Source organism: Paenibacillus sp. CB74 (assembly GCF_055687625.1).
This window is the reverse complement of sequence record NZ_CM146009.1, coordinates 968,936-981,666: the sequence shown is the minus strand read 5'-3', so window position 1 is coordinate 981,666 and position 12,731 is coordinate 968,936. Positions and strand designations below refer to the sequence as shown.

The 12,731-nt window shown below is 47.1% G+C and carries 10 protein-coding genes and 1 other annotated feature; of the genes, 2 read left to right on the top strand and 8 right to left on the bottom strand.

What is annotated here, in order from left to right; translation table 11 throughout:
- Positions 1-74: 74 nt before the first annotated feature.
- From ACX9NY_RS04500 to ACX9NY_RS04485, 4 genes are all read right to left on the bottom strand, one after another.
- Entirely contained in the window at positions 75-245 is a 171-nt protein-coding gene (locus ACX9NY_RS04500; protein WP_167350887.1) for a hypothetical protein, read from the bottom strand.
- 115 nt (positions 246-360) lie between these two features.
- Entirely contained in the window at positions 361-1,056 is a 696-nt protein-coding gene (gene prsW / locus ACX9NY_RS04495) for a glutamic-type intramembrane protease PrsW (RefSeq protein WP_339235254.1), read from the bottom strand.
- 43 nt (positions 1,057-1,099) lie between these two features.
- On the bottom strand, positions 1,100-1,714 hold the full coding sequence (locus tag ACX9NY_RS04490) for a genetic competence negative regulator (RefSeq protein ID WP_076209900.1): 615 nt from the start codon (positions 1,712-1,714) through the stop codon (positions 1,100-1,102).
- A gap of 187 nt (positions 1,715-1,901) precedes the next feature.
- Positions 1,902-2,255, bottom strand: coding sequence for a hypothetical protein (locus tag ACX9NY_RS04485; protein ID WP_339235257.1), 354 nt, complete (start codon positions 2,253-2,255; stop codon positions 1,902-1,904).
- 94 nt (positions 2,256-2,349) lie between these two features.
- On the opposite strand from ACX9NY_RS04485, the gene ACX9NY_RS04480 reads away from it, so the two are divergent.
- Positions 2,350-3,243, top strand: a complete 894-nt coding sequence (locus tag ACX9NY_RS04480) for a polysaccharide deacetylase family protein (RefSeq protein WP_472477273.1) — start codon at positions 2,350-2,352, stop codon at positions 3,241-3,243.
- 46 nt (positions 3,244-3,289) lie between these two features.
- On the opposite strand, the gene ACX9NY_RS04475 is transcribed toward ACX9NY_RS04480, so the two are convergent.
- Genes ACX9NY_RS04475 through ACX9NY_RS04465 form a run of 3 tightly spaced genes read right to left on the bottom strand, consistent with a single transcriptional unit; the run spans position 3,290 to position 5,159 of the window.
- Complete coding sequence (locus ACX9NY_RS04475) at positions 3,290-4,090, bottom strand: metallophosphoesterase (protein ID WP_472477271.1); 801 nt, start codon at positions 4,088-4,090, stop codon at positions 3,290-3,292.
- Positions 4,091-4,116: 26 nt separating this feature from the next.
- Positions 4,117-4,569, bottom strand: coding sequence for a hypothetical protein (locus ACX9NY_RS04470; protein ID WP_339235262.1), 453 nt, complete (start codon positions 4,567-4,569; stop codon positions 4,117-4,119).
- On the bottom strand, positions 4,566-5,159 hold the full coding sequence (locus tag ACX9NY_RS04465; RefSeq protein ID WP_339235264.1) for a CPBP family intramembrane glutamic endopeptidase: 594 nt from the start codon (positions 5,157-5,159) through the stop codon (positions 4,566-4,568). Before ACX9NY_RS04465 ends, ACX9NY_RS04470 begins: the two co-directional genes overlap by 4 nt.
- Before the next feature lie 359 nt (positions 5,160-5,518).
- Positions 5,519-5,749 (top strand) — a binding site (T-box leader).
- Between the two features lie 199 nt (positions 5,750-5,948).
- On the opposite strand from ACX9NY_RS04465, the gene serA reads away from it, so the two are divergent.
- Positions 5,949-7,544, top strand: a complete 1,596-nt coding sequence (gene serA, locus ACX9NY_RS04460; protein WP_253438670.1) for a phosphoglycerate dehydrogenase — start codon at positions 5,949-5,951, stop codon at positions 7,542-7,544.
- Between the two features lie 304 nt (positions 7,545-7,848).
- Here serA and ACX9NY_RS04455 read toward each other — a convergent pair whose 3' ends face one another.
- Positions 7,849-12,630 carry a BclA C-terminal domain-containing protein gene (locus ACX9NY_RS04455; RefSeq protein ID WP_472477268.1) on the bottom strand — a complete coding sequence of 1,594 codons (4,782 nt, stop codon included), beginning with the start codon at positions 12,628-12,630 and terminating at the stop codon, positions 7,849-7,851.
- Between the last annotated feature and the right edge of the window lie 101 nt (positions 12,631-12,731).

Below are 12,731 nucleotides of genomic sequence, written 5' to 3'. Positions count from 1 at the left end.
AGAAAGACCTCTTATGCATGCGATTTCCAGTCCTTACACAAGCAGGCTGCTGAAGTACCGTTAGGGTCCTGCTTTTAATTCAACTGAACCCCAGTTGCCATGCCCTCTTCTTCAATTTCGAACTGGTCTCTGTTATCACAGAGGCACTGCTTGAATCCCGTCTCAATTCGGCCCCGTTCTTTCTTGCCACGTAATGTAAAACGTTCACCACATTGTTTGCATCTGATTTTAATTTTAATTCTCATCACAGTTAATCTCCGTTTCTGTTGGTCATTCCCCGGAGTATATTTCGCAAAAATAAAAACACACCGGAGCCATAGGCGCAATATGCGCTTTATGTCCACCAGTGTGTCCGTATTTTTATAATTTAACCTCTTCCTCCCGCTTCACAAAACGAAAAGGAGAACGGTTATTGGCACGTGTGATTTTACCCATTGCCCCATACCACAGGCCCGCCATTAGCGGCGCTATAAACCATAACCAATAATTCACCATAGTGTTCATGATGACATCGTATAACGCATGCCAGAAAAAAGGTAACACAAGGGAAAGAACCAGGTACCACCGCTTTTTCTTGCCACCGATAAACTTGGCCTTGCCCATGTAATAACCCATGATTACCGCAAACATAGCGTGCCCTGATACAGGGAGCAACGCCCGGAGAAACATAGCTGAGACGGATGCATTCCCCGCAAAGGCATACAACACATTCTCAACTGTGGCAAATCCAAGCGAGACAGCAACTGCATATAAGATCCCGTCATACGGTTCATCAAATTCGGTGTGATTGTAGATGATATGATAAAGCACGAACCATTTGATGAATTCTTCCACGCCACCTGAGATCAGAATGGACTCAACATAAGGATTATCTCCGAGCCACATCATCATGCCACGCTGAATGATCATCACTGGCAATACCATGAGAATCCCCATAAGGAACACTCGCAATACCATATGAAGTGGCTCATAATCATAACGGTCTTTCAGGTAAAAGTATGTTAACAAGGCGAGACCCGGAGCAACTGCTGCCGCTAAGACCGAAAACAAAAGCACCGAAATTCCCTCCTCTGACTAAAGACGCGATTACAACTAGAGATTAATCCTGGCGTTTGAAGTGGGTGCAGATAACATCAATCGCTTGTGCAGGAATAACAACTTTACCATACTCTTCCATAACTGCCGGAGTCACTGAGGAGCCTTCACCAAATTCAGCAAGCAAGGCAATCAATGCCGCATGTTTGGTGGAATCAACCTCATCTGGCTCCAAATGCAAGAACCACTTGTCTTTATAAGAATAAAGTCTCCCAGCATCCGTAACATGCTGACGCAACATATGTGCAGCTTCAATGAGCACTTCAAAGTCCTTGAACGCATAGACGATGGAATCGCTTTGCTCGAGTGTAACTTCCATTTCATATACTTCTTCAGGAAGATCATCTTCATGACCTGAACCATATTGTTGCGGATCATATTTTCCACGTGTGACAATGACAACCATCCCTTGAGCGGGAAGTGCGAATACTTCGACAGCGAGTGGACCCGTGGCATCAAATCCAAGTTCGGAATAGGCCTGATCCATCATTTCAGTGAACAGTTCATGAACCTTAGGTATTTCCTGCCACATATCTTCTTTTTGTATTCCGCGCTCGCTCAGATCGTCAAAGGTCAGGAAAATCCGTATCTTATCGTGACTTAGTCGTTCTATTTTCATACAGGATCTCCCCTTTATAAGCAAGTCTTATAACAGATTATGAAGCACAAAACAATATGTGCTGAAAATAAATCTATGTAGTTATGTTATCATTTTATACCTCTAAATGCACGAAGTAAAATCGACAAAAAAAGAATCATTCCACAGCCAATCAAGACTGTGGATGATTCTAATTGGAGGTTTTGGTTTATAAACCCGGTACTGTTGTGTTTGTTTGACTTAAAATTTGCTCAACTTCATGCTTCACATCTGGATTAGTGCGAATAAAATCTTTGAGCATACTCATATTCGCTTCTTTTTCCTGCGGTGTGATTGCTCTTGCGCTCTTTGCCACTGGATTTTTGTGTGATTCACCATGTTGATTTTGCTTGCTTGTGAACCCATCCATACCCGGGAAAGTCATCTCCATCATCTTATGTTTTGCCTGATCCATCATGTTTCGTGATGAACCCGATGACATCATGGGCAATTTGCCTTTGGACAGCCATGAACTGGCTGCAACACCAATCACAATGCCCCAAAAAAAGGATGACGTCTTCATTACACCAACCTCCTTCAAGTGTTAAAATCATATTTAGTGTTTGCGGTAGTGAGCAATCTCATTCCGCATAAATACAGGAAAGCGAGTTGAAATCATGTTCAGACATACAGCCTCCCTGATTATTGCTGCAAGTTTACTGCTGTCAGCCTGTGGGGTAGCCGAAGAAAAAACATCGGAAAATTCCACATCAGCAGGCGAATCCACCACGATTCAAGAAGAACAAAGTAATTCTAACCCGGCTGAAACAGGAGAATCCGGAACCAGTGCCCCTGAACTCCCAGCGAATGATACAACTGTGACTGAAGAAGAAACCGAATCTTCGGGGAAGGTTTCTACAGAAGAGAAAGTGGAAAAGACCTATCATATGAATGAAAATTATTATATTAAACCGAACGATGATACAAGCCAAAGCAAAGTGGTCTTGTTAACGTTTGATGATGGACCCAAAGAAGAAAAAATGATTACTTCACTAATCGACACTCTTGATAAACACAACGCCAAAGCGATATTTTTCGTCAATGGATATCGGGTGAAAAGTCATCCGGAATTGCTCAAACTTATCCACGAACGGGGTCAGATTGTAGGCAATCATGCCTGGGATCATGAGGATCTCAAAAAAATGTCTAATGCTGAAGCGGCAAAACAGGTTACAGATGTCCAAAAAATAGTGAAGGATACCATTGGTGAAGAACCGCAATTCTTCCGCCCACCTTTTGGATCGGGTAATGATGCACTGAAAGCTGCTGTGAAGAAAAATGGCATGTTATATATGACATGGTCTAATGGTTCCCTTGATTGGGATAAAAGCACCAAAGACAAACCGGAAAAAGTCATTCAAAATGTAATGGACCAGTTAAATCCAGGAAGTAATATTTTGATGCATGAATTGCCATGGACGGTTGAAGCATTGGATGAGTTGCTGACCAAGCTCGAAAAGAAAGGCTACGCATTTGTCGATCCGCGTGCAATCGAATTGGAAGCTCGTTAAATCCTTATTTCTCGCATCAAAAGTTAAACAGCCTTGATCCAATGGATCAAGGCTGTTTCTCTGTGAGTGCTTTTTCCGCGGGCACTCTTAATGTGATGATATGCATCTCCGCAGGACAACCTAGTCGGAGAGGAAGATGATTCGTACCGTATCCTCTGCTGACCAGCATTTTACCTTCTCGATGAACGTCCTCCGGATTGCGCTTCAGAGAGTACCACCCATTCGATATGGGACGATACGCTTTACTAAGGAAAACGGGTCCAAAAAATGGTAATACCAATTGCCCGCCATGTGTATGACCACTTAGAATAAGATCTGCATTTTGCTCCAAGCGAAGGGCCTGCAAAGGATCATGAACAATCGCAATTTTGCAAAAACTGTCGCCGATCTGCTCTAACAATTCATCGCCCTGTCTGGAACGATAATCTATACCGATCAGGCTTAATCTGTCGTTGCCCCTTTGCAGATATTCCACATTATCCTGCAAGAGCTGAACGCCCGATTGCTGAAGAATACGAGCAAGTTGAGCGGTACCAGCCCGCTTGTCATGGTTGCCATACGCGGTAAAAGAAGGAGCAATGTTCGATAAGAGTTTCATATTATGTCTTACTAGAGACCATGAGATTCCTCTTTCCGCAACATCCCCACCGATCAGAACCCAGTCCACCTTGTTTTTAAAGTTTGCCAGATCCTTCTGCTTTAGCTTGCGCTTATGAGTGTCGGATACATACAAAATCACGGCCCCATCAAAGGATGTTGGCAGATGAGGAACTTCGACCTCTTCTTCAATCAATTGATGAACATGGGCTTGACGCCACATATGAGAGAGTAGCAAAATTCCAATCAAAATGACTAATCCTGCGAGTAATAACATTACCACGGCAAGGGAAGGAACGTATTCAGAGCGGGGGCCCCTTTTACTCCCCACCAAACCAGACTAATCGTTAGCATGACAAAAATAAAAATGAGTGAATTGACAAACCTCTTGCTCAATTTTAAACGACGTGAAGGATGTAATTCTGTCCGTGTAGGAAGCGAACCCGCTTCGGGGATCGATTCTTCTGTCGATTTTAGCGTTTTTTTGGAGCGTGATGGTGCCCTTTGAGGAAGTACTGGACTTTCCAGCTTTTCTGTATAAGGCTTGCGCTGTGATCTAGGTAAAGTAACGGAAGTAATTGGTGTAATTCCGCCAACCTCAGCAGCTGCTGCTGTTTCAGCAACGATGCTTACTTGAGAAGCCATCTCTCGCTCGGATGTCTCTTTTTTATCCGATTGACGATGGCGCTGACTGCCATATGTCTTCATTCTACTTAATGGCTGATTCATGATCCCCTCCGAAAACGTATCGCTAATCCGGACACCAAATCAATAATAAAGTGACATAATATAGGCGCCCATAATGTGCCGGATTGCAGGTAAATCCAACCCAATCCATAACTTGAGACAAACACCCAGCCTGTTGGAATCCAGTGGCGCAAATAACGAATGTGGATAACTGCAAATAAAATACTTGTCCAGTAAGGACCGATGGCATGTTGAATGGCTCCACGGAATAATAATTCCTCACACACAGCAACAATGGCTGCTATACATACAATGTGCCAGATCGGACGTCCACGGAACAACATCTCGTTAATTCCACCGTCATCCATGCTTTCCTGAGGTATAACATACGACAGTACCAAGTCCATAACAAGCATAATGCCAGCAAGACCAAGACCCCACCATACAAATTGGTAATTGTCAGGCCATGCGAGTACATCTAACAAGTTTCGTTTTTGCAATAAGATCCACACAACTCCGATAATCAGTGTCAGACCTTGAGTAAAGTATAGATTGATTAAAAGCAAACGCTCGGTGAGCTGCTGTGGCTCAGCCTTCTGAATCTTGAACTTGGGAAACTTGAATTTTTTCATCGGATGCGTCTGTCCTCTTGAGTTAAATTTGATGGATAACAATTACGTTGTCCAAATGGATAACAATTACGTTGTCCAATCGGATAGTATACTAAATCATAGCCAAAAAACCAAATAGGTTCAAGGCCTGCCCCAAGTCCTGGTTTTGCGTCAGTGACATTACTTCATTAAAGCAGTAAAATCCGGTTCACCAAACAGCTTACATTCCATCTTCTTGTAGTAGATAGAATAAGGAATGCATTGCTTATGGTGTCTTGGTATAGGTAAGAAGCGAAAGCCATCTGCGAAACAATTTAAAACATTTAAGCCTATTGACATGCTCATGTCAGCCATGATACATTATGAAAAAATTAGTCACGTTAAACACGATGATGGAAAAAAGACGTTGCTTCGTCTTACAGAGAGCCGATGGTTGGTGTGAATCGGTGGCAGGCAAATGGTCTTGAGCGCTCCTGAGTTATTGCATTGAAATTGGAGTAGGTGCAATCGGTTTAGACCCGTTATCCTCTTCGGTCTTCATTGACCGCTAAGACTGTCGTTGCGAAACGGCGGTGAATTAGGGTGGTACCACGACAACTCTCGTCCCTTATTGCGCAAGCAGTATGTGGATTGAGAGTTTTTTGATTTATTTTAATGGATATCTGTGGAATCACTCTATTTGCTTCACCTTCCCCCTCTGTTGCGACACCGCGTTGTTGGGCGGAAGAATCAATCTGGTTTTAAGGAATACCTCTTCCCTGAGGTCAAACCTTGACGATATAGATACACATACCTAAGGAGGAAGAAACCATGTACAAAGTGTTAGTGTCGGACCCAATCAGTGATCTCGGTATCCAGCAACTGGTGGATGCAAATGATGTTGTTGTTGAGAAGAAAACCGGTCTTAGTGAAGATGAACTTGTTGCCATTATTGGTGATTATGATGCCCTCTTGGTTCGTAGCCAGACTCGTGTTACAGATCGTATTATGACGGCGGGTACCAACCTTAAAGTGATTGGACGTGCAGGTGTTGGTGTAGATAACATTGATCTGGAAGCTGCTACACAGCGCGGGATCATCGTTATTAATGCACCTGATGGCAATACCATCACAACCTGTGAGCATACGTTTGCCATGATGATGGCATTGGCACGACACATTCCTCAGGCATACGCCAAGACTATTCAGGGTACGTGGGATCGTAAAACCTTCCTGGGTGTGGAATTAAGAAATAAAACGCTAGGTGTACTGGGTATGGGACGAATCGGTAGTGAAGTTGCCAAACGCGCCAAAGCATTCGGAATGGACATCCTTGCATACGACCCGTTCCTGACGGAGGAGCGTGCCGAGAAGCTGCAAGTGAAGCTGGCTAGTGTAGATGATATCATTCGTAATGCGGACTTCATGACCGTTCATACGCCATTAACACCGGAAACACGGCACATGATTTCACGTCCACAATTCGAAGTTATGAAAAAAGGCATGCGTATCATCAACTGTGCTCGTGGTGGTGTAGTTGACGAGATGGCACTTGTGGAAGCAATTGACGAAGGCATTGTTGCTGGAGCAGCATTTGATGTATTTGAAAGTGAACCACCTGCTCAGGACCATCCATTCCTGAATCACCCTAGCATCATCGTCACACCTCACTTGGGTGCATCGACTGTTGAGGCACAAGAAAACGTGGCAATTGACGTTTCTGAACAGGTTCTTCACATTCTGCGCAATGAACCTTTCAAGAACGCAGTTAACATGCCGGCTGTTGCACCAACCGTAATGAACAAATTGCAGCCTTATTTCAAATTGGGTGAAACATTGGGAAGTTTTGCAGCACAGATTACACAAAATGCAGTGCAGGAGATCCGAATCGACTATGCTGGCGAACTTTCTGAAGTAGATACATCGCCTCTTACGCGTTACATTGTGAAGGGTATTCTCGCCAGACATTTGGGTGGGGAAGCCAACATCGTCAACTCCATGCATTTGGCCAAAATCCGTGATCTGAATGTGGTTGTAAGCCAAACCTCTGCAACCAAAGGATTCACTAACCTGATTACTGTAACATTGGTTACAACTCAGGATGCTGAGGAACGCCGTGTAGCAGGTACATTGCTTGCAGGTTATGGAGAACGTATCGTTCGTCTGGACAAATTCCCGGTAGATATCGCTCCGGAAAGTCATCAAATCTTGATCTCACATAACGATAAGCCAGGTATTATCGGTCGTGTAGGAACACTGCTTGGACAAAACGATGTCAACATCGCATCCATGCAGGTTGGACGTAAGATTATTGGTGGTGCAGCCATCATGATTCTGACCGTAGATAAAGCTGTGCCAAAAGACGTGCTTGTGCAGCTTGCTGCGCTGCCTGAGATCAATACTGCTGTTGAAATCGTGCTGGAATAATCATACGTATTATAAATGTAAAAGAAAAGACGGGACCATCATGGTTCCGCCTTTTTTTGTCGCGAATTAAATGAAGTTTTCATTTACATTTTCAAGTTAAATTTGATAATGTTGAGTGATACTTCTGGCCGTGCACTTTCGGTTGCCCCAAACACCTGTTGTTTGATTGACCACTATCTGGAAAGAAAGAGAAACCCGAGTTATAAAAACGATTTGGGTTTCTCTGGATTCTGATGCACCAATCCCGTAATGAGTCCCTCTTCTTTTGCCCACTAGTGATTCATCTTAAGACGTTATCAGACGATTAACTTAACTGAATAATATTTAGTGTAGATCCTGGAGGAGAAAGAATAGCTGTGCCAACAAGCCCGAATAATTGTAACTGTATTGTTGAACCAGCTGTAACGGTAACCATAAAGTCAGACTGAAGCTGACTGAGAGAAAGTGCTGGAGATACTACACTCGCTGGAATAGCTGTACCATTAAGTAAAACCCGAGATTGAATAGCAAGTGCAGCTGTCAGATTTATTTTGTATGAGATGTAGTAACGACCTGCATTGGCAAGTGTGAAGGTGTCATTGGTCCCATTGACGGTTATACCTGTGCCGATATTTTGGTTATTCGGCAATGGAACGAGTGTACCTCCCAATATTACAACAATCGTACCATTAGTGTTCTCAGCAAAAGCAGAGTTAGATGTTACAGATGTTCCGGTTGCACCGGTAGCTCCTGTTTCACCAGTCGCACCCGTTGGTCCGGTACTTCCTGTTATGCCGACTCCCGTGGCTCCGGTTATACCTGTCGCTCCTGTTCCCCCAGTCGCGCCCGTTACTCCCGTACTTCCCGTTACGCCGACTCCTGTGGCTCCTGTTTCACCAGTGACACCCGTTGGTCCGGTTGTACCTGTAGCTCCTGTAACCCCAGTCGTTCCGGTCGCCCCTGCAAGACCCGTTACTCCACTTACTCCCGTTTCACCAGTAGCACCCGTTATACCGGTACTTCCTGTTATGCCGACTCCTGTGGCCCCGGTTATCCCTGTCGCTCCTGTTTCCCCTGTCGCACCCGTTGGTCCAGTGCTTCCCGTTATACCAACTCCTGTGGCTCCGGTTATCCCTGTCGCTCCTGTTTCACCAGTGGCACCCGTTGGTCCAATGCTTCCCGTTACACCAACTCCTGTGGCTCCGGTTATCCCTGTTGCTCCTGTTTCACCAGTTGCACCCGTTGGTCCAGTGCTTCCTGTTATGCCAACTCCTGTTGCTCCAGTTAACCCTGTCGCTCCTGTTTCCCCTGTCGCACCCGTTGACCCGGTACTTCCTGTTACACCAACTCCTGTGGTTCCGGTTATCCCTGTTGCTCCTGTTTCACCAGTTGCACCCGTTGGTCCAGTGCTTCCCGTTACACCAACTCCTGTGGCTCCGGTTATCCCTGTTGCTCCTGTTTCACCAGTTGCACCCGTTGGTCCAGTGCTTCCTGTTATGCCAACTCCTGTTGCTCCAGTTAACCCTGTCGCTCCTGTTTCCCCTGTCGCACCCGTTGACCCGGTACTTCCTGTTACACCAACTCCTGTGGTTCCGGTTATCCCTGTTGCTCCTGTTTCACCAGTTGCACCCGTTGGTCCAGTGCTTCCCGTTACACCAACTCCTGTGGCTCCGGTTATCCCTGTTGCTCCTGTTTCACCAGTTGCACCCGTTGGTCCAGTGCTTCCTGTTATGCCGACTCCTGTTGCTCCAGTTAACCCTGTCGCTCCTGTTTCACCAGTGGCACCCGTTGGTCCAGTGCTTCCCGTTACACCAACTCCTGTGGCTCCCGTTATCCCTGTCGCTCCTGTTTCCCCTGTCGCACCCGTTGACCCGGTACTTCCTGTTATGCCAACTCCTGTTGCTCCAGTTAACCCTGTCACTCCTGTCTCACCAGTGGCTCCCGTTACTCCCGTACTTCCCGTTATGCCGACTCCCGTTGCTCCAGTCACACCTGTCGCTCCTGTTTCACCAGTGACACCCGTTTCTCCGGTACTTCCTGTTACGCCGACTCCAGTGGCCCCCGTTATACCTGTTGCTCCTGTTCCACCAGTGACTCCGGTTAGCCCTGCCGTTCCCGTCGCTCCTGTTTCCCCGGTTGCACCGGATGCCCCTGTGTCTCCAGTACTGCCGGTTACGCCAACTCCTGTGGCTCCCGTAACACCCGTTGCCCCTGCGCCCGCAAGCAACGTAAAATCCGGTGAAATCCCTGGCGTTCCCGTTGGTGATGCCACATTCGCGATATACGTACTTCCATTAAACGTTACGACCTGACCGACTGGATACGTCGGCGCAACTGCTGGATCGAACGGCACCACTCCCGTGAGTCCTGCACCCGTAACACCCGTTGCTCCGGTATTTCCTGTCACTCCAGCTCCCGTTACACCTGTCACACCTGTTGCTCCCGCACCCGCAATTAATGTGTAATCCGGTGATGTACCCGGTGTGCCCGTTGGAGATGCAAGATTGGATATATACGTACTGCCATTAAACGTTACAACTTGGCCGGCTGGATACGTTGGGGCTAAGGCTGGATCAAATGGCACGAGGCCACTTAAACCTACACCTGTCGCTCCTGTTACACCTGCTGTTCCAGTGGGCCCCGTAGATCCTGCACCTGCAAGCAGTGTATAATCCGGCGATGTGCCCGGCGTTCCTGTTGGTGATGCCACATTCGCGATATACGTACTTCCATTAAACGTTACGATCTGACCGGCTGGATACGTTGGCGCTACCGCCGGATCGAATGGCACAACACCATCTAATCCAATTCCTGTGGCCCCGGTAACTCCCGTTGCTCCTGCGCCGGCAAGCAATGTATAATCCGGTGAAGTCCCCGGCGTTCCCGTTGGTGAGGCTACATTCGTAATATACGTACTGCCGTTGAACGTTACGATCTGACCGGCTGGATACGTTGGGGCTACGGCTGGATCAAATGGCACAAGGCCACTCAAACCTACGCCTGTCGCTCCTGTTACACCTGAAGTCCCTGTAACTCCGGTACTTCCCGTTACCCCGACTCCGGTTGCTCCTGTAACTCCCGTCGCTCCTGCGCCTGCAAGCAACGTATAATCTGGCGACGTGCCCGGCGTGCCCGTTGGTGATGCCACATTCGCGATATACGTACTCCCGTTAAACGTTACAACCTGACCCACTGGGTACGTTGGGGCTACCGCTGGGTCGAATGGTACGATACCACTCAAACCTGCACCTGTCGCTCCCGTTACACCTGAAGTCCCTGTAACTCCGGTACTTCCCGTTACCCCAACTCCGGTGGCTCCGGTAACTCCCGTCGCTCCTGCGCCTGCAAGCAACGTATAATCTGGCGACGTGCCCGGCGTGCCCGTTGGTGAGGCTACATTGGCAATATACGTACTGCCATTAAACGTTACTACTTGACCCACTGGGTACGTTGGGGCTACGGCTGGATCAAATGGTACGATACCACTCAAACCTGCACCTGTCGCTCCCGTTACACCTGATGCACCTGTGGCTCCTGTAGGTCCTGCTCCTGCAAGCAATGTATAGTCTGGCGAAGTCCCTGGAGTACCCGCAGGAGAAGCCACATTTGTTATATACGTACTGCCATTTAAGGTAACAACCTGACCGGTTGGATACGTTGGAGCTACTGCAGGGTCAAACGTAACTGCACCATCAAGGCCTATGCCCGTAGCTCCAGTCGAACCTGTAACTCCAGATCCTGCTAGCAGTGTATAATCTGGTGAACTGCCGGGTGTACCTGTTGGTGATGCCACATTGGTAATATAAGTACTTCCCCCAAATGTGATGATCTGTTCAGCGGGATAGGTTGGTGCTAATGCCGGATCGAATGGCACGATACCACTTAAACCTACGCCTGTGGCCCCGGTTGCTCCTGTCGTTCCTACACCCGTGTCTCCCGCAGCCGCAAGCAGCGTGTAATCCGGGGAGCTTCCTGGTACTCCTCCAGGACTTGCAACATTCGTAATATAAGTACTCCCGTTGTACGTAACAACCTGACCGGTTGGATATGTCGGGGATTGAGCCGGATCAAAAGAAGTTATTCCAGTTAGGCCTACACCAGTTGCACCGGTGTCCCCTGCAGCCGCAATTAATGTATAATCTGACGAAGTTCCCGGTGTTCCTAAAGGACTGGCAACACTTGTAATGTACGTACTCCCGTTATACGTAATTATCTGACCGGCTGGATAACCCGGGGCAAGCGCTGGATCAAATGCTAATGCACCCGTTAAACCAGCTCCGGTTGCTCCTGTAGCTCCGCTCGTTCCTCCCGCCAACAAAAGAGTGTAATCCGGGGAACTCCCGGGTATACCCAACGGACCGTTTACATTAGCAACATAAAGATTCCCCTCATAGCTTACTACCTGACCCTGAGCATATGTCGGTCCAAGTGCTGGATCATATCCGGTAATATTGTTTAAACCTACACCAGGTGCTCCTGCCGGACCCTGTGCTCCCTGTGGGCCAACTGGTCCTACTGGGCCGATTGGTCCAATTCCTCCTGCCGGTCCAGTAGCACCTTTCACCCCGGGAACACCCGGAACACCTGGTACACCTGGTACTCCTGGAACTCCCTGTGGGCCAGTTGGTCCGGTAGCTCCTCCGTTTCCAAGAGTTGTCGTCGCCCGACTTAAGGATAACGATATCGAACGGATTAACCCCACGAATTTATCTTTTTCTACAGGTGGCACTTCAAGAAGTAGCGTCACACACAATAAATCATCTAGTAAATGTTGCAAGTTACCTGCGAGATTAATTAAAGGAACAGGAATAACCTCTGAGCCTGCAATCGTTAATTCTAGTACTGCTTGTAATTCTGCTTTTACCCCGGCACGAAATCCGGATTCATTTACAAATGTAAGTAACGGGCGTAATCCATTCTGTAATGCTAGTATATTGGCTGAAGTCGGCTGGCCGAGTGCAGCTGGAATAGTCACAGCGAGAGAACGCAGTATGGATTCAAATTGCTCCAGTTCTTTAGTGGTTATGGGAATAAACGGAGAGCCCGCTCTAAAAGATCTGCCTTCCAGAAAAGCTTTAATATTGACCCTTTTTCGATCATCGGACATGCTTAACTCAATCCTCCTCTATCTTGCTTGCTTTTCAAGCTTATGTAACATAGGAAGGAAAATTATCTTGGACACTCTTTTTAGTCAAAAATAAAAAAAAT